Raw genomic sequence first — 24,520 nt, 5'->3', positions numbered from 1 at the left:
AACAATAACGGCGCGATGTTGCCATCACGCCGTGGGTGACAGGAATTAGCGGGTGCCGTAAACGACGATGGTTTTGCCGTGTGCAGAGATCAGATTCTGATCTTCCAGCATCTTCAAAATACGGCCCACGGTTTCACGTGAACAACCAACGATTTGGCCAATTTCCTGACGAGTAATTTTAATTTGCATGCCGTCGGGATGCGTCATGGCGTCTGGCTGCTTCGCCAGGTTAAGCAGAGTCTGAGCAATGCGTCCGGTCACGTCGAGGAAAGCGAGGTTACCCACTTTTTCAGACGTAACCTGCAGGCGACGCGCCATCTGCGACGACAGTCGCATCAGGATATCCGGGTTAACCTGGATCAGCTGACGGAATTTCTTGTAGGAAATCTCCGCCACTTCGCACGCGGTTTTCGCACGTACCCAGGCGCTGCGCTCCTGACCTTCTTCGAACAGGCCAAGCTCGCCAATGAAATCGCCCTGATTCAGGTAAGAAAGAATCATCTCTTTGCCTTCTTCATCTTTGATCAGAACCGCAACGGAACCTTTCACGATGTAGTAAAGCGTTTCAGCTTTTTCACCTTGATGAATCAGCGTACTTTTGGATGGATACTTGTGAATATGGCAATGGGACAGGAACCATTCGAGTGTAGGGTCTGTTTGCGGTTTGCCGAGAACCATTCGCTATTATCCTCTGTTGTAATCGTGCCCAAAATACAGGGGGCAGTTTTCCCTGTCAGGCGATGAAAGCTTCAAGCGTTTCCCTTACAGGAAATTATTCGGGCTGCATTCGGCGCAGTGCGCATCATTCTTCCCGGCTTCGCCATCAGGTGACGAAAAATATTTTCAGCACTGTTTGTAGCACAGCTTTTGCCGACTGTCTTCTGTTGTCTCGCTTCAGCTAACAGCGGATTTCTCTGGATTGCTGTTTACCAGGCGAAAGCGTACTCTGACGGCAAAACCGCATATTCTGGAGCGAAAATCATGCAGGCAAGAGTGAAATGGGTAGAAGGACTGACATTCCTCGGTGAGTCGTCATCCGGTCATCAGGTGTTAATGGATGGCAATTCGGGTGATAAAGCGCCCAGCCCAATGGAGATGGTGCTGATGGCGGCAGGCGGATGCAGCGCCATCGACGTGGTTTCAATTCTGCAAAAAGGTCGCAACGATGTGGCTGATTGTGAAGTGAAACTGACCTCAGAACGTCGTGAAGAAGCGCCGCGAATCTTTACGCACATCAACCTGCACTTTATCGTGAGCGGCAAAGCGCTACAGGATAAGGCGGTCTCACGCGCGGTGGATCTTTCTGCTGAAAAATATTGCTCGGTCGCTATCATGCTGGGTAAAGGCGTCACCATCACCCACAGCTATGAAGTGATCGAACTGTAATAGCCGCAAGGGTCATTGCAGACCTGCTAACTTCACTTCCAGTATCTGATGCAGGTTGATTTAAGACTGTGCCTGGGCAGGGAACCGGGTCAGATCGGAAAGTCGCTTAAGCCAATCCCTGGCCGCTCGACCCGCGCCGTCCCTGGCGCGGGACGCTTTCCTCTTCTGACCCGGTTCCCTGCGTGTTGAACTTATCTATTGCTGCCAGATTCTTTCTGCCCAGGGTTTGTCTGTAGCGACCTTCCTGAAACCGGATGCGGTTGTCGGACGTGAAGCGAAGGGAGCATATGCCTGTAGCAAAGCATCGCGGGCCAGGGATGGCCCGCGCTGAGCCTGCCAGGGATAGCGGTTTTGCGTCTTTGCGAAAGGTGTATGCTCCCTGAAGCCTGCCCAGGGGTAAGTCTTTAGCCGCAGGAAAGCCAGTTTTACTATCTTTGTTAAAGACATCTGCTCTCAGAGCGGTTTTTGCTGGCCTCTTACTCTATCCGCTTGCCTTCCACCAGCCGCTTCACCAGCGGACCCATGATCAGCTCCATCGCCAGCCCCATTTTCCCGCCCGGCACCACCAGCGTATTGATATGCGAAATGAACGATCCCTGCAGCATCGCCAGCAGATAAGGAAAGTCGATATCGTCCAGCGCCTGAAAATGGATCACCACGAAGCTCTCATCCAGTGACGGAATCGCGCGGGCGGCAAACGGATTCGAAGTGTCGACCGTCGGCACCCGCTGGAAGTTCAGGTGGGTGCGCGAGAACTGTGGCGTAATGAAATTAATGTAATCTTCCATTGAACGCACCACCGAATCCATTACTGCTTCACGCGAATGGCCGCGTTCGCTGGTGTCACGCACCAGCTTCTGAATCCACTCGAGGTTAACAATCGGCACCACGCCTACCAGCAGGTCGACATGTTCCGCCACGTTATGCTGGGCGGTCACTACGCCACCGTGCAGTCCTTCGTAAAACAGGATATCGGTGTTTTGCGGCAGCGGCTGCCACGGCGTAAAGGTGCCCGGCACCTGATTCCACGGCACCGCTTCATCATAGGTATGCAGGTACTTACGCGACTGGCCCTGGCCGTCGAGCCCATACTGCCTGAAGCTCTGCTCCAGTAAGCCAAAGTCATTGGCTTCCGGACCGAAATAGCTGACATGACGGCCTAAATCGCGCGCCTTGCGGATCGCCATATCCATTTCAGGCCGGGTGAAGCGGTGGAAACTGTCGCCTTCCAGTTCGGCAGCGTGCAGATCAAGCTGCTGAAAAATTTTACGGAACGCGAGACTGGTGGTGGTGGTCCCCGCGCCGCTGGAACCGGTGACGGCGATTATCGGATGGCGTGCTGACATAAAAAAGCTCCCTGTGAAATCGGGTCATGCGCATTGTTAACATGAATTGCCGCTGGCTGCATCAGCCGCGAAATTCTTTGCGCGGCATGATATTGACCGATTCATGCAGTTCCGACCACACCAGCACTACTTCGCCGGTTTCCAGCTGGCGGCGCACGTCAGCCACTTTTTCGTTCAGGCTGCGTTCCTGCTCGCCGTAGTCGGTGCCTTCACGCAGTACGAAAGTTTCAATCAGATTTTCAAGCGTCTCAGGTGAGACCTGTTGCCAGGGAATAATCACAACGTTAGGTTTCCAGAAAAGGGGCAATCCACTGGGGTATGCGCTGTTCAAGCCACATTTCGGGCTGGCGCAACGTCCCGCCGACAAAGCCAACGTGACCGCCGTGCGGCGTCAGTTGATAAGTAATAGTGGCAGATAATTGGCTGCTGTGCGGTATCACTTCATCACTCATGAACGGGTCATCTTTGGCATGAATGATCAGCAGCGGCTTATCGACCTGTTTCAGCCATGGCAGGGCGCTGGCGCGCTGATAATAGTCAGCCGCATCGCTGAAACCGTGGGCGCGGGCGGTGATTGCGTCATCAAAGTCGCGCAGCCGGCGTAGCGCTTTAAGCTGCGCCAGGTTCACCGGCAACGTTTCCGGCCAGGCGTGCAGTTTGCGCCGGGCATTCTTCTTCAGCTGCGCCAGTAAATAGTATTGATAAAAGCGTGAAAAGCCGCGCTCCAGCTTGAGGCTGCACGGCGCCAGCAGCAGCGGCGCGGAGACGATGACGCCCGCATCAACCGGCACAGCGGATCCCTGCTGGCCCAGCAGGCAGCCCAGCATGTTGCCGCCCAGCGAAAAACCCACCGCCACGGTCGGTACCCGGCCCCAGCGGGTTTGCAACCAGTGCAAAAAATAGCGCGCATCTTCGGTTTCGCCGGAGTGATAGATGCGGTTCAGCCGGTTAGGTTCGCCGCTACATCCGCGAAAATGCATCACCACCGCCAGCCAGCCGCGTGCGCGACAGATCGCCATCAGGCCGTGAATATAGGGACTGTGGAAACTGCCCTCCAGTCCGTGAAACAACACCACCCGCGGTTTGTGCTGCGCCAGCTGCGGATCTTCACTCCAGGCGAGATCGACAAAATCGCCATCGGGCAGATCGAGACGCTGCCACCAGGGATCGAGGTTGATCTGCCGCCGCAGCAGGCGTGGCAGCACCGTTTGCAGATGGGCATTACGCATGCCGGCCAGCGGCGTAAAATCCCCGGCTTCCGGCCCGCTAAATTTCATGTTGTAAAAGCTTGTCTGTTCCATATCACACTGTTAGCTTCGATAGGTTTTTTGCTTGCTGGGGGTGAGGAGCACCCGATTGCCATGGAACTGAGTCTTTTCTTATCGATGTTGGGATTTCTATGGGTCGCCGCAATCACGCCAGGCCCTAATAATATGTTACTTACCGCGGGCGGCGCCAATTTTGGCTTTGTGCGGACCCTTCCCCTGATGATTGGCATCATGATCGGCATGCAGGTGATGCTGCTGATGGTGGCGTTTGGCGTTGGTGGACTGATTCTGCTCTATCCTTCGCTGCATCTGGTGCTGAAAATTGCCGGCAGCCTCTACCTGCTGTGGCTGGCATGGAAAATTGCCACCGCCAGCTACGAAAAGCTGGAAACCGACCGGGTAGCAGAGTCGCCCATGCCGTTCTGGCAGGGCGGGTTGTTGCAGCTGATCAATCCCAAAGCCTGGCTGATGGCGCTAGGGGCGGTCGCCAGCTTTAGCCTGGCGGGCGACGCCTATCGACAATCAGTGATGGCGATCAGTCTCGGCATGTTTATCGTCAATCTGGTGTCCGGCCTGATCTGGATGGGATTCGGCGCAATGATTGGCCGCATTTTACGCAGCCGTCGCGCCTGGAAAATCTTTAATCTCGCTATGGGGCTGCTGACGGCAGCCTGCGTACTGTTGATCTGGCACTGAGTTAACTGGAGGCGCGTTCAACGCGCTTCCACGGCAGGACTTCACGGATCACCGGCGCGTGCGGCTGACGAATTTTCTGCAACAATAGCTGCACGCTGCGCGCCCCGAGCTGATACATCGGCTGTTCGATGGTGGTCAGCGGCGGGTTAAGGCTACCGGTGAATGGAATGCCGTCAAAACCGACCACCGCCAGATCTTCCGGCACGCGCAGCCCCGCTTGCAGCGCGGCATGAATCACCCCCACAGCCAGCACATCCGATACGGCAAAGATCGCATCCGGCGGTTGCGGCATCGCCAGCAATTGCTGCAATGCCTGGCTGCCCGCTTCAGTGGAGATATCGCTGGCGTAGGCGACACCTGACCAGTCCAGTCCCAGCGCGTTTATTGCCTGTTGGTAGCCCTGTTCGCGATGGTGCGAGTAGAGGTAACGCATATCCCCGTTAACCAGCCCGATGCGTTTGCGGCCTTTGCCGGCGAGGTAGTGCACGGTATCGCGCGCCGCGTCGAGATGATCAATAGTGACCGAAGAGGCCGGGATGGCCGGATCGAATTCCGAGCACTGGACCCACGGCGCGCCTGCGATGATATGCTGCAAATCCTGCAGTCCCGACGCCGCATCCATGGTGATCACCCCATCTACCACTTTGCCGGTCAGCAGCGTGAGATAGGCGGCTTCACGCTGTAACTGCGAAGCGGAGTGGCACAGCAGGATGTGATAACCGTGCAGTTCAGCCTCCGCCTCAATCCCCTGTACCACCCGCGAGCAGAAAGGGTTGGTGATGTCTGAAATCAGCACCAGCAGCATGTGGCTTTGCGCCGTGCGCAGCTGTCGGGCTAATAAGTTGGGCTGGTAGTCACAGGCGGCGATAGCCGACAGCACTTTCTCACGCGTATCGGGTTTGACGCCGGGATGGGCGTTGAGAACCCGCGACACCGTGGCTTTAGAGACGCCAGCCAGCTGAGCGACTTTCTCAATCGACATCGAACACAAAGACCTTTTACAAGCAATAAACCGGAACGCATATCAATAGCACAGGCCGAATGTGAGCGCCTGACATTTTTTATGCTGGCGCGGTTTTTCAGCATTTGCGATTTTTAGCTTAGTTTTGCAGATAGTGATCTAAGAACTTATTTCTATTAGGGATAATTTTTAATTCCTTGGTGAAATTAATGCCGCCAGAGACACTGCTGCCATCATAAAAAGGGTGGGGTAGCAATCATGGCAGTCACAGCACGTTTAACGTTTTTAGCCGCAGCCCTGGCGCTGCTGGCCTTCCGGGCGGACGCGGTCAATGTCACCGTGGCGTATCAGACTTCTGCCGAGCCGGCTAAGGTGGCGCAGGCGGACAACAGTTTCGCCAAACAGAGTGGCGCCAGCGTCGACTGGCGTAAGTTTGACAGCGGTGCCAGTGTACTGCGTGCGCTGGCATCGGGCGACGTACAAATCGGCAATATCGGCTCCAGCCCGTTAGCGGTCGCCGCAGCGCAGAAACTGCCCATCGAAGCGTTTTTGCTGGCCTCCCGGCTCGGTAACTCCGAAGCATTAGTGGTGAAGAAGAACATCACCACACCGCAGGATCTGATTGGTAAGCGCATCGCCGTGCCGTTCATCTCAACCACCCATTACAGTCTGCTGGCGGCGCTGAAACACTGGGGCATCCAGCCGTCACAGGTGCAGCTGGTCAATCTGCAGCCGCCGGCAATTATCGCTGCCTGGCAGCGTGGCGACATTGACGGTGCATACGTCTGGGCACCTGCGGTCAATGAGCTGGAGAAAAACGGCAAGGTGTTAACCGACTCTGCACAGGTGGGAAGCTGGGGATCGCCGACTCTCGACGTCTGGGTGGTGCGCAAAGACTTTGCCCGGCAGCATCCGGAGATCGTCACCGCCTTTGCCCGCAGCGCACTGGCCGCGCAGCAATCCTATCTCGACAATCCTGATAGCTGGCTGAAGCAGCCCGACAATCTCAGCAAGCTGTCGCGCCTGAGCGGCGTACCGGAAGCGCAGGTGCCCGGCCTGGTAAAAGGCAATACCTACCTGACGGCGCAACAGCAGATTGAACAGCTGGGCAAGCCGGTGAACAAGGCGATTGTCGACACCGCTCAGTTTCTGAAAGCGCAGGGCAGAGTGCCGCAGGCGGATAACGATTACAGCAGTTACGTAACCTCCCGCTTTGTCGAGCCGTTAGCCAAACCTTAAGGAGTCCTCATGCTACGCATCGCTCATCTGAATGCGCGTTATGCCGGGCAACCGGTGTTGCAGGATATCAATCTGCAAATCGATCGCCGTGAACTGCTGGTGGTGCTGGGGCCGTCGGGCTGCGGCAAGACCACGCTGCTCAACCTGGTAGCCGGTTTTTTGCCGGTGGAATCGGGCAGCATCACGCTGGATAACCAGCCGGTCACCGGGCCGGGCGCTGACCGCGGAGTGGTGTTTCAGCATGAAGGCTTACTGCCGTGGCGCAACGTGCTGGATAACGTCGCCTTCGGTTTGCAACTGGCCGGTATGGCGCGTCAGGAGCGTGAAGCTATTGCGCGCCGCTTGATCAGGCAGGTCGGGCTGGAAGGGGCAGAAAAGCGGGCTATCTGGCAGTTATCAGGCGGTCAGCGGCAGCGGGTTGGCATTGCGCGCGCGCTGGCGACCGATCCGCGACTGCTGCTGCTGGATGAGCCATTTGGTGCGCTCGATGCCTTTACCCGCGAACAGATGCAGACCTTGCTGCTGACGCTGTGGCGCGACAGCGGCAAACAGATCCTGCTGATTACTCACGATATTGAAGAGGCGATTTTCCTCGCCAGCGAACTGATTCTGCTGTCGCCGGGACCCGGACGCATTGTCGAGCGACTGCGACCCGATTTTGGTCAGCGCTTTGCCGACGGTGAGCCGTGCCGCAGCATCAAATCTGATCCGCAGTTTATTGCCCAGCGCGAATATGTGCTGAGCCGGGTGTTTGAGCAACGGGAGGCATTCGCATGAGTGCGTTGATCAACGACAAAACCTTGCCGGTGCGACGCCGGCTGCGCTGGCCATTTTCCACCCGCTTCTCGTTAAGCGTACTGAGCGTATTACTGCTGTTGCTGGTGTGGTGGAGCGTGACCGCGCTGGGGTTAATCGCGCCGCTATTTTTACCGCCGCCGCAGCAGGTATTCAGCAAGCTGTTGCTGATTGCCAGCCCACAGGGATTTATGGACGCCACGCTGTGGCAGCATCTGACGGCCAGCCTGACCCGCATGCTGATCGCGCTGTTTGCCGCCGCTGCTATCGGGATTCCGGTCGGGATTCTGATGGGCCTGAGCCCGGTGGCGCGTGGGCTGCTTGATCCGCTGATTGAACTCTATCGTCCGATCCCACCGCTGGCCTATCTGCCCCTGATGGTGATCTGGTTCGGTATTGGTGAGACCTCGAAAATCCTGCTGATTTACCTGGCCATTTTTGCGCCGGTCACCCTCTCTACCTTAGCCGGGGTGCGCAATGCGCAACAGGTACGCATCCGGGCGGCGCAGTCGCTGGGTGCATCCCGCTGGCAGCTGCTGCGCTGGGTCATTCTGCCGGGCGCACTGCCCGAAATTCTGACCGGGCTGCGCATCGGTCTGGGGGTGGGCTGGTCAACGCTGGTGGCGGCTGAACTGATTGCCGCCACCCGCGGACTCGGTTTTATGGTGCAGTCGGCCGGGGAGTTCCTCGCCACCGATGTGGTGCTGGCGGGCATCGCGGTCATCGCCTTAATTGCGTTTAGTTTAGAACTCGGCTTACGGGCCCTGCAGCGCCGTCTGACGCTGTGGAATGGAGAACAATCATGAATGAACGTCTGAATTTTCAACCGCTCTGCCCGTATATTGGTGCCCAGGTTTCCAACCTTGATGTTTCACGGCCGCTCAGCGATGCGCAGTTTGAACAGCTCTACCATGGCCTGCTGCGTCATCAGGTGCTGTTTCTGCGTGACCAGGTGATTACACCGGAGCAGCACCGGGCGCTGGCGATCCGCTTCGGCGATCTGCATATTCATCCGGTCTATCCGCACGCCGACGGGGTTGAAGAGATCATCGTGCTGGACACGCACCAGGACAATCCGCCGGATAATGATAACTGGCATACCGACGTGACGTTTATCGAGACGCCACCGGCGATTGCATTGCTGGCATCAAAAGTTTTGCCGGAGGCGGGGGGGGACACGCTGTGGACCAGCGGCATTGCTGCCTATCAGGCGCTCTCGGCACCGTTTAAAACGCTGCTGGCTGGGCTGACCGCCGAACACGATTTTAAAAAGTCTTTTCAGGAATATAAGTACCGTAAAACGGAAGAGGAGCATCAGCGCTGGCAGCAGGCGGTGGCGAAGCATCCGCCGGTGCAGCATCCGGTTATCCGTACGCATCCGGTCAGCGGCAAAAAAGCGCTGTTTGTGAATGAAGGCTTTACCACGCGGATTGTTGATCTGAGCGAGAAAGAGAGTGAAACGCTGCTGAGTTTCCTGTTCAGCCACGTCTCTAAGCCGGAATTCCAGGTGCGCTGGCGCTGGCAGCCGAACGATTTGGCTATCTGGGATAACCGGGTTACCCAGCATTATGCTAATGCCGATTACTACCCGGCGCGGCGGATAATGCAGCGGGCGACGGTGCTGGGGGATAAGCCATTTTAAGGCGCAGAGACAGAGGGTTTCTCCCCCGGTGATGGGGGAGAACGTCAGCCGTTTAACCGGCCATCATCTGCTCTAATTTTTCCTGCGCGTCCAGCCAGGCCATCTCGACCTCTTCCAGCGCCGACTTACTTTCCGCCTGACGCTGCAGGGCGGCCGTCAGATCCGCTTTACGGTTCTGCTCATAAATCGCGCTGTCGGCCAGCTGGCTTTCCGCTTCGGCCAGCTGACTTTGCCAGCGGGTCATCTGCTTTTCCAGCTTCTCGATCTCTTTGCGTAGCGGTTGTGTCTGGCTGCGCAACTCCGCGTCCCGACGCTTCTGATCTTTACGTGCCTGAGCGCTGTTGCCATTATCCTGCTTTGGCGGCGCATCCTGTTGCGCCTGCTGCTTCTGCAGATCGCTCAGCCACTGCTGATAATCTTCGAGGTCGCCCTCAAACACATCCACTTTGCCATCATGCACCAGATAGAGATCGTCGGTGGTAGCCCGCAGCAGATGGCGATCGTGCGATACCACCACCAGCGCGCCTTCGAAATCGATCAACGCTTCGGTCAGCGCCTGTCGCATATCCAGATCGAGGTGGTTGGTCGGTTCATCGAGCAGCAGCAGGTTAGGGCGCTGCCAGACGATCAAGGCCAGCACCAGTCGCGCCTTTTCACCGCCTGAGAAGCGTTCGGTGATTTCGCTGACTTTGTCGCCCTGAAAACCGAATCCGCCGAGGTAGTCACGCAGCTGCTGTTCCAGCACGTTGGGCGCGATGCGCGCCAGATGCTGCACCGGTGACTCATCAGCCCGTAAGTACTCCAGCTGATGCTGTGCGAAGTAGCCCAGCTTGATCCCTTTTGCCAGACCAATTTTGCCCTCCATCGCCTCAAGCTCGCCAGCCAGCAGTTTGATCAGGGTCGATTTACCGGCCCCGTTGCGGCCGAGCAAACCGATGCGAGAGCCGGGCACTAGGTTGAGTTTGATCGCGTCGAGAATAATGCGATCGCCATAACCGGCCGTGACTTTTTCCATCTTCAGCAGCGGATTCGGCAGGTTTTCCGGTGCGCGGAAGCTGAAGCTGAATGGGTTATCGACGTGAGCAGGCGCGATCATCTCCATGCGTTCCAGCATTTTGATGCGGCTCTGCGCCTGTTTGGCTTTGGAGGCTTTGGCTCGGAAGCGGTCGATATAGCTCTGTAAGTGCGCCACTTTCTCTTGCTGACTCTCATACAGCGACTGCTGCTGCGCCAGTTTGGCGACGCGCTGCCGCTCAAACGAGGTGTAGTTGCCGGTATATTCGTACATCGCCTGTTGTTCGATGTGCACAATCTTGTCGACCACCGGATCGAGGAAGTCGCGGTCATGGGAGATCAGGATCAGCGTGCCTTCGTAGCTTTTCAGCCAGCGCTCCAGCCAGATTACCGCATCGAGATCGAGGTGGTTGGTCGGTTCATCAAGCAGCAGCAGATCGGAACGGCAGATCAGCGCCTGCGCCAGATTAAGACGCATGCGCCAGCCGCCGGAAAAGTCGCTGACCGGACGCTGCAACTGCTCCTGACTGAAGCCCAGGCCGTGCAGCAGACTGGCGGCGCGCGCATGGATGCTCCACGCCTGCACCGCATCAAGCTTGCCGTGCAGCAGGGCAATGGCATTGCCGTCGTCGCGCTGGTTGGCGTCCGCCAGTTGCGCCTCAAGCTGGCGATACTCACGGTCACCGTCAATCACGTACTCCAGAGCCGGTTTACCCAGCGCTGGCGTCTCCTGATTGACCCAGGCCAGCGCCCAGTTGGACGGAAACGTGACGGAGCCGGCGTCGCTGGTGATCTCACCTTTTAACAGCGACAGCAGCGTGGATTTACCACAGCCGTTTTTACCCACCAGACCGACCTTCTGGCCAGGATTGATGGTGGCGGTGGCGTTATCGAGCAGAACGCGGATGCCGCGGCGAATTTGTAAGGAAGAGAAGACAATCATGTAAGCGCCGTATCGTCAGAATATGTTAATTTACAGGCAACATAATGAGATTTTGCTGCGTCGTGCATGGTAGCGGAAAACCGCGCCAATGACGACGCTTTGGAGGGAAAGGATGTCGCAGCCACCCAAGGTTTTACTGCTTTATGCTCATCCGGAATCGCAGGATTCGATTGCGAATCGGATTTTACTGCAGTCGGCTCAGGCGCTGGACCATGTCACGGTGCACGATCTGTACGCCGCCTACCCGGATTTTTTTATCGATATTCATCACGAGCAACAGCTGCTGCGCGAACATGAGGTGATCATTTTCCAGCATCCGCTCTATACCTACAGCTGCCCGGCGTTGCTGAAAGAGTGGCTGGATCGGGTGCTGTCGCGCGGGTTTGCTAACGGCGTGGATGGCAATGCGCTGGAAGGTAAGTACTGGCGCAGCGTGATCACCACCGGCGAACCGGAAAGCGCCTTTAAACACCATGGTCTGAATCGCTATTCGATGAACGATATTATGCGGCCGTTCGAACTGACGGCGCAGATGTGCCGAATGCACTGGATGCCACCGATGGTCGTCTATTGGGCGCGCCGTCAGAATCCCGATTTAATGAAAAATTATGCCCGTGCCTATGGCGACTGGCTGGCAGCACCGCTGCCGAATGGAGGGGTGTAAATGGAAGGACAAACGCTGCTGACCGCGGGGGTGATCTATCTGGTGGCGGCGGTTCTGCTCGTACCGGTGGCCGCTCGCCTCGGTATCGGTGCAGTTCTGGGCTATCTGGTGGCGGGTATTGCCATTGGACCGTGGGGATTAGGCTTTATCAGCGACGTCGATGAGATCCTGCACTTCTCTGAACTGGGTGTGGTGTTTCTGATGTTTATCATCGGGCTGGAGCTGAACCCGGCCAAGCTTTGGGCACTGCGGCGTTCAATCTTTGGCGTCGGTGCCGCGCAGGTGATCTTCTCTGCCGCAATTCTGGGCGGCCTGTTGTGGCTGACCCACTTTAGCTGGCAGGCGGCGGTGATTGGCGGGATTGGTCTGGCGATGTCCTCCACCGCCATGGCGTTGCAGTTGATGATGGATAAGGGCATGAACCGCAGCGAAGCGGGGCAGCTGGGCTTCTCGGTGTTGCTGTTTCAGGATATCGCGGTTATCCCGGCGCTGGCGCTGATTCCACTGCTGGCAGGCACCGATAGCGGGCATGTCGACTGGATGAAGGTCGGCATGAAGGTGCTGGCGTTTGCCGGCATGCTGGTCGGTGGACGCTATCTGTTGCGGCCGATCTTCCGCTATATCGCAGCATCCGGGGTGCGTGAAGTGTTTACCGCCGCCTCGCTGCTACTGGTGCTGGGCTCGGCGCTGTTTATGGATGCACTTGGCCTGTCGATGGCGCTCGGGACCTTTATCGCCGGTATCCTGCTGGCGGAAAGTGAATATCGCCACGAGCTGGAAGTCGCTATCGATCCGTTTAAAGGGTTACTGCTTGGCCTGTTCTTTATTTCGGTCGGCATGGCGCTTAACCTCGGGGTGCTCTATACCCATATTATTACCATTCTGCTGGGCGTGCTGACGCTGGTGGTGGTCAAAACGCTGGTGCTGTACGTGCTGGCGCGGATTTACGGTTTGCGCAGTTCAGAACGGCAGCAGTTTGCCGGCGTGCTGAGCCAGGGCGGTGAATTTGCCTTTGTGCTGTTTTCCGCTGCCGCCTCTGCGAAGCTGTTCTCTGGCGATCAGCTGCCGATGCTGCTGGTGACGGTAACGCTGTCGATGATGACCACGCCGCTACTGATGAAAGGCATCGATCGCCTGCTGGCACGCCGTTTCAACGAGCCGGACGATGAGGCGGAAAAACCGTTTGTCGAAGACGATCAGCCGCAGGTGATTGTGGTGGGCTTTGGTCGCTTTGGCCAGGTGGTGGGGCGTTTACTGATGGCCAACCATAGCCGGATTACCGTGCTGGAGCGCGATATCAGCGTGGTCAGCCTGATGCGGAAATATGGCTATAAGGTTTACTATGGCGATGCGACCGAACTGGAGCTGTTACGCGCCGCCGGGGCTGCCAGTGCGCAGTCGATCGTGATTACCTGTAATGAGCCTGAAGATGCGATGACCATCGTGCATTTATGTCAGCAGCATTTTCCACACCTGCAGATTCTGGCACGCGCCCGTGGCCGTGTTGAAGCGCACGAGTTGTTGCAGGCCGGCGTAACCCAGTTCTCGCGTGAAACCTTCTCCAGTGCGCTGGAGCTGGGACGTAAAACGCTGATATCGCTGGGGGTGCATCCCCATCAGGCGCATCGCGCTCAGCAGCATTTCCGTCGGCTGGATATGCGCATGCTGCGCGAACTGATGCCAAATCTCACCGACAGTGCCCAGGTTTCACGGGTACGTGAGGCGCGGCGGGAACTGGAGGATATCTTCCAGCGCGAAATGCAGCAGGAGAAGCGGCAGCTCGATGGCTGGGACGATGATGAATAACGTGATTAAACAGGCGGGATATCATGCGTAAACGTTTTATTGCCGGTGCGACCTGTCCGCACTGTCAGGAAAAAGACACGCTGGCGATGTGGCGTGAAAACAATGTTGATGTGGTGGAGTGCGTTAAGTGCGGCCACCAGATGCGTGAGGCCGATAAACAGGCCCGCGATCAGGTTCGCACCAATGAGCAGGTTATCGGGATTTTCCATCCCGAGTAGCGGAATGGCTCAGCTTTTTTTAAGCTTAAACTTACAGCGGGATTGAATTCCGTTACAATTGGCGCCATTAACGCTGTGGTCGCAAGAGAAAGGTTATGTCCTCTTGCACTCAGCAACGAACCTTTCTGGTTGGTGTTATTGCACGCAAGAATAGACCAATGAGACGGGATCTCAGCTCTCAACGGTTAGGAGATATCATGAAAGTAGCAAAAGACCTGGTGGTAAGCCTGGCCTATCAGGTACGTACAGAAGACGGCGTGTTAGTTGACGAGTCACCGGTGAGTGCACCGTTGGACTATCTGCACGGTCATGGTTCCCTGATTTCTGGTCTGGAAAATGCGCTGGAAAACCACGTAGCCGGCGACAAGTTTGACGTGCATATTCCGGCAAACGACGCGTACGGTCAGTACGATGACAACCTGGTACAGCGTGTACCGAAAGACGTTTTCATGGGCGTTGACGAACTGCAGGTTGGCATGCGCTTCCTGGCAGAAACCGATCAGGGTCCGGTGCCGGTAGAAATTACCGAAGTGGAAGACGATCACGTCGTGGTTGATGGTAACCACATGCTGGCGGGTCAGAACCTGAACTTTAACGTCGAAGTGGTCGCGATTCGTGAAGCCACACCGGAAGAACTGGCCCATGGTCACGTTCACGGTGCAGACGGCCATCATCACGACCACGACCATGATCACGGGCATGACCACGATCACGGCAAGGGTGGTTGCGGTACTGGCGGTTGCGGCTGCAGCCACTAAGACTGATTATCAGTTTCAGGGCCACCTTCGGGTGGCCTTTCTTTTGGCTGCACAGCGTACGCCGCTGCCACCGGTTCAGGCTGATCTGGCCAGGCGGCAGATCAGTAGTGCGGCGGCGGCGTCTCTTCAGACTGTGACGCGACCATCGACGGCGCGTTAGCTTTGAGCTTGTCGGTCAGAATACGCATCTGCTCACGCATCTTATTCATCTCCAGTTCGTGCTGCACCACCGCGCTGTTTAACTGCTCAATGGTCATCTCCTGGAAGGCCAGTTTACTCTCTAACGTCTCCAGACGCTGTTCCCACTCAGATTGTTGCATGACCTGTTCCTCTGTTAAGGTGCGACTCGGACGTGATTCTACGGGCTGGACGCGAAGAATCACCTGATTTTTAAACTATCTGTGGCGTTTCGCTTGAAAAAGCGCAGCGCGGCATCATCTCTGATGAAACTTCCTGATGCAAAAAAGGTCGGAGGTTAACCGGGTAATTACATTGTGGCAGTGTTCGCCACTGCCACGTAAAGTTATAGTGTGGACTCTGAAGTCCGCAATGATTCCCGAGGTTAGACGCTTCGGTTTTGGAGAATGGATGAAATCACTGTTTAAAGTCACATTGTTAGCTACCACTATGGCCGTCGCGCTGAATGCACCGCTGACAATGGCGGCAGAAACCGCGGCTGCACCGGCAACGGCAGCGGCACCACAGTCTGCTCCTCAGGCACCGAAAAATGCTGCCTTCAAAGATGAAGACCAGCAGTCTGCCTATGCACTGGGCGCCTCACTGGGTCGCTACATGGACAACTCCCTGAAGGAGCAGGAAAAACTGGGCATCAAGCTGGATAAGCAACAGCTGATCGCGGGTGTTCAGGATGCCTTCGGCGGCAAGAGCAAGCTGTCTGACGAAGAGATCGAGCAGACGCTGCAGGCCTTTGAAGGCCGCGTGAAAGGCGCAGCCTCCGCGAAAATGGAAAAAGATGCGAAAGAGAACGCCGAAAAGGGTGATGCTTACGCAACCAAATTCGCGAAAGAGAGCGGCGTGAAGAAAACTGAAAGCGGCCTGCTGTATAAAGTCGAGAAAGAAGGCACCGGCGCTGCCCCGACTGATAGCGACACGGTGGTCGTGAACTACAAAGGGACCCTGATCGACGGCACCGAGTTCGATAACTCCTATACTCGCGGTGAGCCGCTTTCCTTCCGTCTGGATGGTGTGATTCCGGGCTGGACCGAAGGTCTGAAGCACGTGAAGAAAGGCGGTAAGATTAAGCTGGTGATCCCACCACAGCTGGCTTACGGCAAAAATGGCGTTCCGGGTATTCCGGCTAACTCCACGCTGGTATTTGATGTCGAGCTGCTTGATATCAAACCGGCCCCTAAAGCAGACGAAAAAGCGCAGGCACCTGCTGCTGACGCGAAAAAAGCACAGTAATCTGCTCACCGCCGCCTTCGGGCGGCGGTTTCATTTCTGCTTCATGACAAACCACTGGCATAAGCCGACGACATTTGCCAGACTAGCGCCTGCCTAATTATCCCAATATTGAGTCTGCCCATAAGCCGCTGTGACAGGCTCCAGCCATTCAGGGTGATCTCTTCAATGTCTAATCCATTCAATCCCGGTGAACTGAGCGACTTCGATCTGCTGGAGCAACGCCCGTTCGAACAAACAGATTACGATATTCTGAAATCATACGAGGCTGTCGTCGACGGACTGGCGATGCTGATCGGTTCGCATTGCGAAATTGTCCTGCACTCGCTGGAAGATCTCAAATGCTCGGCGGTGCGTATCGCCAATGGTGAGCACACCGGCCGTAAAGTGGGATCGCCGATTACCGATCTGGCGTTGCGGATGTTGCATGATATGCACGGCGCCGACAGCAACGTCTCCCGCGCCTACTTTACCCGCGCCAAAAGCGGGGTACTGATGAAATCCGTCACCATCGCCATCCGCAACCGGCAGCAGCGGGTGATTGGTCTGCTCTGCATCAACATGAACCTGGATGTGCCGTTCTCGCAGATTATGTCGACTTTCCTGCCGCCGGAGATGCAGCAGGTTGATTCCAGCGTTAACTTTGCCAGCTCTGTCGACGACCTGGTGATGCAGACGCTTGAATTTACCATCGAGGAAGTCAGCGCCGATCGCAACGTCTCTAACAACGCTAAAAATCGGCAGATCGTCCTGAACCTGTATGAGAAGGGAATCTTCGATATTAAAGATGCGATCAACCAGGTTGCCGAGCGTCTTAATATTTCGAAGCACACGGTTTATCTCTACATTCGCCAGTTCAAAAACGGCGATTTTCAGGGACAGGATCGGTAATGCGTTACACCTTACTGGTCACCGGGCCAGCTTACGGTACGCAGCAGGCGACCAGCGCGCTACTGTTTGCCCGGGCGCTGGTGGCAGCCGGTCATCAGCTGGAGAGCGTCTTCTTCTATCGTGAAGGGGTGCTGAATGCCAATCAGCTGACCGCGCCGGCCAGTGATGAATATGATCTGGTACGGGCATGGCAGGCGCTGAATCAACAGCAGGGTGTGGCGCTTAATATCTGCGTTGCGGCGGCGTTGCGGCGTGGCGTGACCGATCAACAGGAAGCGGCACGCCTGCAGCTGTCCGGCAGTAATCTCCAGCCAGGGTTTACCCTGAGCGGTCTGGGAGCGCTGGCCGAAGCGGCGCTAAGCTGCGAACGACTGGTGCAGTTCTGATGAATCGAGTGGCTTTTGTATTTACCCGCGCACCGCACGGCAGCAGTGCCGGACGTGAAGGGCTGGATGCCGCCCTGGCGACTGGCGCACTGAGTGACGACATCGGGCTGTTCTTTATTGGCGATGGTGTACTGCAGCTCAATACACAGCAACAGCCCGAGGCGATAGAGAGCCGCCACTATGCGCCGACCTTTGGCGTGCTGGCGCTGTACGACATTGAGCACTGCTATCTCTGTCAGGAGTCGCTCACCGCGCGTGGAATGCAGGTTGACGCCGCCCGGGTGATGGATGTTACGCTATTGTCCGCGGTGGAACTGCGCCAGACGCTGGCCGGTTTTGACCGCATTCTTACCTTTTAAGGGCTCTTCATGCTGCATACTCTCCTGCACTCACCGGCTTACAGCGATCTTGAGACTCTGCTGTTAATGGTGGATGCGGATGACGACATACTGTTACTGCAGGATGGTGTGATCGCCGCCTTAGCCGGTAGTCGGGCACTGCAACAGCTTTCAGGCTGTGCGGCTGCACTGTGGGTACTGGACGAAGATGTGCGTGCTCGCGGCCTCGCTGGACAAATTTCGACCAGTGTGCGTCCGGTAGACTATACTGGTTTCGTCGCGCTGACGGTAAAGCATCCGCAACAAATGACCTGGTAATCGTCTAAAACCTGGTTATTTCTTGACACCCTTTTGACGCAGCCCTAAAATTCTGCCTCCTCGTAATTCTACGAGGCGATTTATTACGTGTTTACGAAGCAAAAGCAAATCCAGGAGCTATTTAATGGCAACAGTTAACCAGCTGGTTCGCAAACCACGCGTCCGCAAAGTTGCAAAGAGCAACGTGCCGGCGCTGGAAGCTTGCCCGCAAAAACGTGGCGTTTGTACTCGTGTGTACACCACCACTCCTAAAAAACCAAACTCAGCACTGCGTAAAGTTTGCCGTGTGCGTTTGACTAACGGTTTTGAAGTTACCTCCTACATCGGCGGTGAAGGTCATAACCTGCAGGAACACTCCGTGATCCTGATCCGTGGCGGTCGTGTAAAAGACCTGCCAGGTGTGCGTTACCACACCGTTCGTGGCGCGCTTGACTGCTCAGGTGTTAAAGACCGTAAGCAGGCTCGCTCCAAGTATGGCGTGAAGAAGCCAAAGGCTTAATGGTTCTCCGTTAAGTAAGGCCAAACGTTTTAAATTAAATGTCAAAATAAACTCGTAGAGTTTTGGACAATCCTGAATTAACAACGGAGTATTTCCATGCCACGTCGTCGCGTCATTGGTCAGCGTAAAATTCTGCCAGATCCTAAGTTCGGATCAGAGCTGCTGGCCAAATTTGTAAATATCCTGATGGTAGATGGTAAAAAATCTACTGCTGAATCAATCGTTTATACCGCGCTTGAGACCCTGGCTCAGCGTTCAGGTAAAAACGAACTGGAAGCCTTTGAAGTAGCCCTGGAAAACGTACGTCCGACTGTCGAAGTTAAGTCACGTCGCGTTGGTGGTTCTACCTATCAGGTACCAGTAGAAGTCCGTCCGGTTCGTCGTAATGCTCTGGCAATGCGTTGGATCGTAGAAGCTGCTCGTAAACGCGGTGATAAATCAATGGCTCTTCGCCTGGCGAACGAACTTTCTGATGCTGCAGAGAACAAAGGTACTGCAGTTAAGAAACGTGAAGACGTTCACCGCATGGCAGAAGCCAACAAGGCGTTCGCACACTACCGTTGGTAATCACCACGTAGATGTTAAACCAGCGGGCGCTCAATTAGCCAACCCGCTGGGGTCGACTTACCTTGAACGCCCGAGAATCAGAGGAATCAAATGGCTCGTAAAACACCCATTGCTCGCTACCGTAATATCGGTATCAGTGCGCACATCGACGCCGGTAAGACTACCACTACCGAACGCGTTCTGTTCTACACCGGTGTAAACCACAAAATCGGTGAAGTACATGACGGCGCAGCAACCATGGACTGGATGGAGCAGGAACAGGAACGTGGTATTACCATCACTTCCGCTGCGACCACCTGTTACTGGTCTGGTATGGCTAAGCAGTTTGAACCACACCACATCAACATCATCGACACCCCAGGACACGTTGACTTCACCATCGAAGTTGAACGTTCTATGCGTGTGCTTGATGGCGCGGTAATGGTTTACTGTGCAGTTGGTGGCGTTCAGCCACAGTCTGAGACCGTATGGCGTCAGGCTAACAAATATAAAGTTCCACGCATTGCGTTCGTCAACAAAATGGACCGCATGGGTGCTAACTTCCTGAAAGTTGTTAACCAGATGGAAGTTCGTCTGGGCGCAACTCCAGTTCCTCTGCAGCTGGCTATCGGCGCAGAAGAGAAATTCACCGGTGTTGTTGACCTGGTGAAAATGAAAGCAATCAACTGGAACGACGCAGACCAGGGTGTAACCTTCGACTACGAAGATATTCCAGCTGATATGCAGGAACTGGCTGAAGAATGGCATGCGAAGCTGGTTGAAGCCGCTGCTGAAGGCTCTGATGAGCTGATGGAGAAATTCTTCGGTGGTGAAGAACTGACTGAAGAAGAGATCAAAACATCTCTGCGTAAGCGCGTTCTGAACAACGAAATTATCCTGGTAACCTGTGGTTCTGCATTTAAGAACAAAGGTGTTCAGGCGATGCTGGATGCAGTTGTTGAATATCTGCCAGCACCGACTGACGTTACCGCGATCAACGGTATGCTGGACGACGGTAAAGACACGCCGGCTGTTCGTCACTCTGATGACAACGAGCCGTTTGCTGCACTGGCGTTCAAAATCGCTACCGACCCGTTCGTGGGTAACTTAACCTTCTTCCGCGTTTACTCTGGTGTTGTTAACACGGGTGACACCGTGTTCAACCCGGTTAAGTCAAACCGTGAGCGTCTGGGCCGTATCGTTCAGATGCACGCTAACAAGCGTGAAGAGATTAAAGAAGTTCGTGCGGGTGATATCGCAGCTGCGATCGGCCTGAAAGATGTGACCACTGGTGACACCCTGTGTGACCCAGATAACGTCATCATCCTTGAGCGCATGGAGTTCCCGGAGCCGGTAATCTCTATCGCCGTTGAGCCAAAAACCAAAGCTGACCAGGAAAAAATGGGTCTGGCTCTGGGCCGTCTGGCAAAAGAAGACCCATCATTCCGCGTATGGACTGATGAAGAATCTAACCAGACCATCATCGCCGGTATGGGTGAATTGCACCTCGACATCATCGTTGACCGTATGAAGCGTGAGTTCAACGTTGAAGCAAACGTGGGTAAACCACAGGTTGCTTACCGTGAAGCGATTCGCACCAAAGTTACCGATGTTGAAGGTAAACATGCCAAGCAGTCTGGTGGTCGTGGTCAGTATGGTCATGTTGTTATCGACATGTACCCACTGGAGCCAGGTTCGAACCCGAAAGGCTACGAATTTGTCAACGACATCAAAGGTGGTGTGATTCCTGGTGAATACATCCCTGCGGTTGACAAAGGGATCCAGGAGCAGCTGAAATCAGGCCCTCTGGCTGGTTACCCGGTTGTGGATCTGGGCGTGCGTCTGCACTTCGGTTCTTACCACGATGTCGACTCCTCAGAACTGGCGTTTAAACTGGCCGCGTCTCTTGCCTTCAAACAAGGCTTTAAACAAGCGACACCTGTTCTGCTTGAACCTATCATGAAGGTTGAAGTTGAAACGCCAGAAGAGAACACGGGTGATGTCATCGGTGACCTTAGCCGCCGTCGTGGTATGCTTAAAGGGCAGGAATCTAACGCTACTGGCGTTCAGATTCACGCTGAAGTTCCGCTGTCTGAAATGTTCGGATACGCAACTCAGCTGCGTTCTCTGACCAAAGGTCGTGCTTCGTACTCCATGGAGTTCCTGAAGTATGACGATGCGCCGAACAACGTAGCGCAGGCCGTTATTGAAGCTCGTAGCAAATAAGCTACGGTTTAAATTTGAACTGATGCCTTCACCCAGACGGTGAAGGCACAACGTAAGGAATTATCGCCATGGCGAAAGAGCAATTTCAGCGTAACAAACTGCACGTAAACGTGGGCACCATCGGTCACGTCGACCACGGTAAAACCACCCTGACTGCAGCTATCACCACCGTACTGTCTAAAACTTACGGCGGCCAGGCGCGTGCATTCGATCAGATCGATAACGCACCAGAAGAGAAAGCACGTGGTATCACCATCAACACTTCACACGTTGAGTATGAAACCCCGACTCGTCACTATGCACACGTTGACTGCCCAGGCCACGCCGACTATGTGAAAAACATGATCACCGGTGCTGCGCAGATGGACGGCGCGATCCTGGTTGTTGCTGCGACTGATGGCCCAATGCCACAGACCCGTGAGCATATCCTGCTGGGTCGTCAGGTTGGCGTTCCTTACATCATCGTGTTCCTGAACAAGTGTGACATGGTTGATGATGAAGAGCTGCTGGAACTGGTTGAGATGGAAGTTCGTGACCTGCTGTCAGCCTATGACTTCCCAGGCGACGACACTCCAATCGTTCGTGGTTCTGCTCTGAAAGCGCTGGAAGGCGAAGCTGAGTGGGAAGCGAAAATCATCGAACTGGCTGAGCACCTGGATAACTACATTCCAGAGCCACAGCGTGCGATCGACATGCCGTTCCTGCTGCCAATCGAAGACGTATTCTCAATCTCTGGCCGTGGTACTGTTGTTACCGGTCGTGTTGAGCGCGGCATCGTTAAAGTCGGCGACGAAGTTGAAATCGTGGGTATCAAAGATACTGCGAAATCAACCTGTACCGGTGTTGAGATGTTCCGTAAGCTGCTGGACCAGGGTCAGGCAGGCGAAAACTGTGGTGTTCTGCTGCGCGGTATCAAGCGTGAAGACATCCAGCGTGGCCAGGTTCTGGCTAAGCCAGGCAGCATCAAGCCACACACCCAGTTCGAGTCAGAAGTTTACGTTCTGTCTAAAGACGAAGGCGGCCGTCATACTCCGTTCTTCAAAGGCTACCGTCCTCAGTTCTACTTCCGTACTACTGACGTAACGGGCTCAGTTGAGCTGCCAGAAGGCGTTGAGATGGTAATGCCAGGCGACAACATCAAAATGGTTGTTACCCTGATCCACCCAATCGCAATGGACGAAGGTCTGCGCTTCGCAATCCGCGAAGGCGGCCGTACCGTTGGTGCGGGTGTTGTTGCTAAAGTTATCGCTTAATTGTGATATCTGCTGTGGTCGTGCAAACGGCCACTGCAACAGAATAAAAGAGCACTTCGGTGCTCTTTTTTTTTGCCGGTCGGAAAAGGGGATGTCCCTACAAATGCTGGGTTTGAAATAAAAACGATTCGCATTTACACTGTGTACAGAAAATGTACCAGAGTGATGAATCAATGTACGTCTGCCTGTGTAATGCCATTAGTGATAAAACCCTTCGTGAAGTCGTTCGCCGCTATCAGCCCCGATCAATCCAGCAGCTTCGGCAGTTTGTGCCGGTTGGAAAGCAGTGTGGCAAGTGTATTCGCGCCGCGCGTGAAATCATGGACGCAGAAATGCAACATGCCCCGCTGTATAAAGAGATAGCCTGAGCATAAAGCACATGACCGATCGTCATGCACTCTGTGCTGCGTGCTAATAACCACATTATTTGTCGCGTTTTTTTGACTTCTTTTTAACCGCATCTACGCTCTAATAAACCGGACGCGGAGGGTTAACAATGAAGGGCGATATAAAAGTTATCAGTCATCTCAATAAACTGCTTGGAAATGAGCTGGTTGCTGTCAACCAGTACTTTTTGCATGCGCGCATGTTCAAAAACTGGGGGCTGATCCGCCTCAACGATGTCGAATACCATGAATCAATCGATGAGATGAAGCATGCCGACAAGTACATTGAGCGCATTCTGTTTCTGGAGGGTATTCCCAATCTGCAGGATCTAGGCCGGCTGCGCATTGGTGAAGATGTCGAAGAGATGCTGGGTTCCGATCTCAGCCTGGAGCTGGAAGGCGCAAAAGATTTGCGTGAGGCGATTGCCTACGCAGACAAAGTCCATGACTACGTCAGTCGGGACATGATGATTGAAATCCTGGCGGATGAAGAGCATCACATCGACTGGATTGAAACCGAACTTGAGCTTATCCGCAAAATGGGCATTCAGAATTACCTGCAGGCGCAGATCAAAGAAGAGTAAACCGCGTCTGCAGCACCATCATCATCCAGCCCGCAATGGCCAGGAATGGGCCAAACGGCAGCGGGCTGTTACCTCTCTCTGTTGACCCTCGCCACCGCCCGACCAGTACCGTCCCTAACGCCAGAGAGGTTGCCCCTACCGCAATCCAGGGAAGTGCCTGCCAGCCACAACAGCTTCCCAGCGCCGCAAACAGCTTCATGTCGCCATATCCCAGCCCCTCAATGCCCCGGGCTAGCCGATACCCCCATCCCAGCAGCCATAGCGTGCTGTAGCCTGTCAGGCCGCCGATAACAGCCGCCGCCCCCGATCCGGTGGTCAGTGCATGAGTTAAGCCGAGCCAGAGCAGCATATAGTTGAGCGGGTCCGGAAGACAGAAATGCCGGCGGTCAATCGCGGCCAGCACCAGTAGCAGACACGAGCTGGCAATGATGAACAGGCTGTCGGTTATTCGTTCAAAGGTACTAAACGCCAGCAGGCACAGCAGCGCTACCAGTGTTTCGACAACCAGGCTGTGCGGACTAAAGGGGTGGCGGCAGACGCGACATTTACCGCGTAAGGCTGGCCAGCTAATCAGCGGTAAACGATCGTGCCATAACAAGGGGCGCTGACAGTGCTCACACTGCGAGCCGGGGACGCAGAGTGAATGGAACCACTCGGCGGGCGAATCAGTCGGAGAGAAGCGCTGACAGACCAGAGCGATAAAACTACCCAGAGCGCTGGCGATAATAAAAATGACAATATCGATCATGAAGTAATGCGGCACGGTCAGGGCTCCTGATTCAGCAACGGGTCTGAGGTGACTTTGCGCATAACCCGGTTGTCTGTCATGACGGGAATGCTGATACAGGAAAACAGCGCACAATAAAAGTGGTGGACTCAACCGCAGGATGGCAGGGCAGTGCGAGCTGGATCTGAAAAGCACGGACGATAAACCC

29 protein-coding genes are annotated in these 24,520 nt (G+C 55.2%); 21 read left to right on the top strand and 8 right to left on the bottom strand.

Annotated features, from left to right (window positions below):
* Positions 1–45: 45 nt before the first annotated feature.
* The gene (gene crp / locus AC6I8D_RS18170; RefSeq protein ID WP_000242758.1) at positions 46–678 is read right to left on the bottom strand and encodes a cAMP-activated global transcriptional regulator CRP; all 633 of its coding nucleotides are present in this window, start codon (positions 676–678) and stop codon (positions 46–48) included.
* 303 nt (positions 679–981) lie between these two features.
* Here crp and AC6I8D_RS18165 point away from each other — a divergent pair, with 303 nt between their 5' ends.
* Positions 982–1,386 carry an OsmC family protein gene (locus tag AC6I8D_RS18165; RefSeq protein ID WP_031376804.1) on the top strand — a complete coding sequence of 135 codons (405 nt, stop codon included), beginning with the start codon at positions 982–984 and terminating at the stop codon, positions 1,384–1,386.
* 476 nt (positions 1,387–1,862) lie between these two features.
* Here AC6I8D_RS18165 and AC6I8D_RS18160 read toward each other — a convergent pair whose 3' ends face one another.
* The 3 genes from AC6I8D_RS18160 to AC6I8D_RS18150 all read right to left on the bottom strand — a co-directional run bounded on the left by AC6I8D_RS18160 (position 1,863) and on the right by AC6I8D_RS18150 (position 4,033).
* Positions 1,863–2,732, bottom strand: coding sequence for a phosphoribulokinase (locus AC6I8D_RS18160; protein ID WP_312054399.1), 870 nt, complete (start codon positions 2,730–2,732; stop codon positions 1,863–1,865).
* Positions 2,733–2,793: 61 nt separating this feature from the next.
* Positions 2,794–3,012: a YheU family protein gene (locus AC6I8D_RS18155; RefSeq protein ID WP_094120254.1), complete on the bottom strand. Its 219-nt coding sequence runs from the start codon at positions 3,010–3,012 to the stop codon at positions 2,794–2,796.
* A gap of 4 nt (positions 3,013–3,016) precedes the next feature.
* Positions 3,017–4,033 carry a hydrolase gene (locus AC6I8D_RS18150; protein WP_312054401.1) on the bottom strand — a complete coding sequence of 339 codons (1,017 nt, stop codon included), beginning with the start codon at positions 4,031–4,033 and terminating at the stop codon, positions 3,017–3,019.
* Positions 4,034–4,093: 60 nt separating this feature from the next.
* Between AC6I8D_RS18150 and AC6I8D_RS18145 the strand changes: the two genes are divergently transcribed.
* Entirely contained in the window at positions 4,094–4,696 is a 603-nt protein-coding gene (locus tag AC6I8D_RS18145) for a LysE family translocator (RefSeq protein ID WP_312054402.1), read from the top strand.
* A 1-nt stretch (position 4,697) separates the two neighbouring features.
* Here the strand turns inward: AC6I8D_RS18145 and AC6I8D_RS18140 are convergent, their stop codons facing one another.
* On the bottom strand, positions 4,698–5,678 hold the full coding sequence (locus AC6I8D_RS18140) for a LacI family DNA-binding transcriptional regulator (protein WP_312054404.1): 981 nt from the start codon (positions 5,676–5,678) through the stop codon (positions 4,698–4,700).
* A 237-nt stretch (positions 5,679–5,915) separates the two neighbouring features.
* Between AC6I8D_RS18140 and tauA the strand changes: the two genes are divergently transcribed.
* Genes tauA through tauD form a run of 4 tightly spaced genes read left to right on the top strand, consistent with a single transcriptional unit; the run spans position 5,916 to position 9,333 of the window.
* Positions 5,916–6,896, top strand: a complete 981-nt coding sequence (gene tauA / locus AC6I8D_RS18135) for a taurine ABC transporter substrate-binding protein (RefSeq protein ID WP_497820550.1) — start codon at positions 5,916–5,918, stop codon at positions 6,894–6,896.
* Positions 6,897–6,905: 9 nt separating this feature from the next.
* The gene (gene tauB / locus AC6I8D_RS18130) at positions 6,906–7,673 is read left to right on the top strand and encodes a taurine ABC transporter ATP-binding subunit (RefSeq protein ID WP_031376811.1); all 768 of its coding nucleotides are present in this window, start codon (positions 6,906–6,908) and stop codon (positions 7,671–7,673) included.
* Entirely contained in the window at positions 7,670–8,497 is an 828-nt protein-coding gene (gene tauC, locus AC6I8D_RS18125) for a taurine ABC transporter permease TauC (protein WP_497820549.1), read from the top strand. Before tauB ends, tauC begins: the two co-directional genes overlap by 4 nt.
* Positions 8,494–9,333, top strand: a complete 840-nt coding sequence (gene tauD / locus AC6I8D_RS18120) for a taurine dioxygenase (protein WP_497820548.1) — start codon at positions 8,494–8,496, stop codon at positions 9,331–9,333. Before tauC ends, tauD begins: the two co-directional genes overlap by 4 nt.
* Positions 9,334–9,385: 52 nt before the next feature.
* On the opposite strand, the gene AC6I8D_RS18115 is transcribed toward tauD, so the two are convergent.
* A complete protein-coding gene (locus AC6I8D_RS18115; protein ID WP_497820547.1) occupies positions 9,386–11,290 on the bottom strand; it encodes an ABC transporter ATP-binding protein in 1,905 nt (634 codons plus the stop codon).
* Positions 11,291–11,402: 112 nt separating this feature from the next.
* On the opposite strand from AC6I8D_RS18115, the gene kefG reads away from it, so the two are divergent.
* From kefG to slyD, 4 genes are all read left to right on the top strand, one after another.
* Complete coding sequence (kefG, locus tag AC6I8D_RS18110; protein WP_312054411.1) at positions 11,403–11,954, top strand: glutathione-regulated potassium-efflux system ancillary protein KefG; 552 nt, start codon at positions 11,403–11,405, stop codon at positions 11,952–11,954.
* Positions 11,955–13,760: a glutathione-regulated potassium-efflux system protein KefB gene (gene kefB, locus AC6I8D_RS18105; protein WP_312054413.1), complete on the top strand. Its 1,806-nt coding sequence runs from the start codon at positions 11,955–11,957 to the stop codon at positions 13,758–13,760.
* Between the two features lie 23 nt (positions 13,761–13,783).
* The gene (locus tag AC6I8D_RS18100; RefSeq protein ID WP_010253033.1) at positions 13,784–13,978 is read left to right on the top strand and encodes a YheV family putative zinc ribbon protein; all 195 of its coding nucleotides are present in this window, start codon (positions 13,784–13,786) and stop codon (positions 13,976–13,978) included.
* 197 nt (positions 13,979–14,175) lie between these two features.
* Positions 14,176–14,736, top strand: coding sequence for a peptidylprolyl isomerase (gene slyD / locus AC6I8D_RS18095; protein ID WP_312054415.1), 561 nt, complete (start codon positions 14,176–14,178; stop codon positions 14,734–14,736).
* Positions 14,737–14,837: 101 nt separating this feature from the next.
* On the opposite strand, the gene AC6I8D_RS18090 is transcribed toward slyD, so the two are convergent.
* Positions 14,838–15,056, bottom strand: coding sequence for a SlyX family protein (locus tag AC6I8D_RS18090; protein ID WP_013359251.1), 219 nt, complete (start codon positions 15,054–15,056; stop codon positions 14,838–14,840).
* Positions 15,057–15,324: 268 nt separating this feature from the next.
* Here AC6I8D_RS18090 and fkpA point away from each other — a divergent pair, with 268 nt between their 5' ends.
* The 11 genes from fkpA (at position 15,325) to bfr (ending at position 23,585) form a co-directional block, all read left to right on the top strand.
* Positions 15,325–16,161, top strand: a complete 837-nt coding sequence (gene fkpA, locus AC6I8D_RS18085; RefSeq protein WP_031376818.1) for an FKBP-type peptidyl-prolyl cis-trans isomerase — start codon at positions 15,325–15,327, stop codon at positions 16,159–16,161.
* Positions 16,162–16,326: 165 nt separating this feature from the next.
* A complete protein-coding gene (locus AC6I8D_RS18080; RefSeq protein ID WP_031376819.1) occupies positions 16,327–17,049 on the top strand; it encodes a helix-turn-helix transcriptional regulator in 723 nt (240 codons plus the stop codon).
* Entirely contained in the window at positions 17,049–17,435 is a 387-nt protein-coding gene (tusD, locus tag AC6I8D_RS18075; RefSeq protein ID WP_312054419.1) for a sulfurtransferase complex subunit TusD, read from the top strand. The genes AC6I8D_RS18080 and tusD overlap by 1 nt, the downstream gene beginning before the upstream one ends.
* Complete coding sequence (tusC, locus tag AC6I8D_RS18070; RefSeq protein ID WP_312758913.1) at positions 17,435–17,794, top strand: sulfurtransferase complex subunit TusC; 360 nt, start codon at positions 17,435–17,437, stop codon at positions 17,792–17,794. Before tusD ends, tusC begins: the two co-directional genes overlap by 1 nt.
* Positions 17,795–17,803: 9 nt before the next feature.
* On the top strand, positions 17,804–18,091 hold the full coding sequence (gene tusB, locus AC6I8D_RS18065; RefSeq protein ID WP_031376822.1) for a sulfurtransferase complex subunit TusB: 288 nt from the start codon (positions 17,804–17,806) through the stop codon (positions 18,089–18,091).
* Between the two features lie 124 nt (positions 18,092–18,215).
* Positions 18,216–18,590 (top strand): 30S ribosomal protein S12, encoded by a 375-nt coding sequence (gene rpsL, locus AC6I8D_RS18060; RefSeq protein ID WP_003852912.1) that lies wholly within the window; start codon positions 18,216–18,218, stop codon positions 18,588–18,590.
* 96 nt (positions 18,591–18,686) lie between these two features.
* Positions 18,687–19,157 (top strand): 30S ribosomal protein S7, encoded by a 471-nt coding sequence (rpsG, locus tag AC6I8D_RS18055; RefSeq protein ID WP_013510774.1) that lies wholly within the window; start codon positions 18,687–18,689, stop codon positions 19,155–19,157.
* 90 nt (positions 19,158–19,247) lie between these two features.
* Positions 19,248–21,362 (top strand): elongation factor G, encoded by a 2,115-nt coding sequence (gene fusA, locus AC6I8D_RS18050; RefSeq protein ID WP_031376823.1) that lies wholly within the window; start codon positions 19,248–19,250, stop codon positions 21,360–21,362.
* 68 nt (positions 21,363–21,430) lie between these two features.
* On the top strand, positions 21,431–22,615 hold the full coding sequence (tuf, locus tag AC6I8D_RS18045; protein WP_105099977.1) for an elongation factor Tu: 1,185 nt from the start codon (positions 21,431–21,433) through the stop codon (positions 22,613–22,615).
* Positions 22,616–22,788: 173 nt separating this feature from the next.
* The gene (bfd, locus tag AC6I8D_RS18040; protein ID WP_312758939.1) at positions 22,789–22,983 is read left to right on the top strand and encodes a bacterioferritin-associated ferredoxin; all 195 of its coding nucleotides are present in this window, start codon (positions 22,789–22,791) and stop codon (positions 22,981–22,983) included.
* A 128-nt stretch (positions 22,984–23,111) separates the two neighbouring features.
* Positions 23,112–23,585, top strand: a complete 474-nt coding sequence (bfr, locus tag AC6I8D_RS18035; RefSeq protein ID WP_312758919.1) for a bacterioferritin — start codon at positions 23,112–23,114, stop codon at positions 23,583–23,585.
* On the opposite strand, the gene AC6I8D_RS18030 is transcribed toward bfr, so the two are convergent.
* A complete protein-coding gene (locus AC6I8D_RS18030; RefSeq protein WP_497820697.1) occupies positions 23,572–24,354 on the bottom strand; it encodes a prepilin peptidase in 783 nt (260 codons plus the stop codon). The two genes, bfr and AC6I8D_RS18030, sit on opposite strands and share 14 nt — an antisense overlap.
* Between the last annotated feature and the right edge of the window lie 166 nt (positions 24,355–24,520).

The sequence above is a fragment of the Pantoea sp. X-Soil-MYKO-1785 genome, assembly GCF_059730675.1.
The sequence above is the reverse complement of the archived record's forward strand: the minus strand, read 5'-3'. Positions and strand labels throughout refer to the sequence as shown.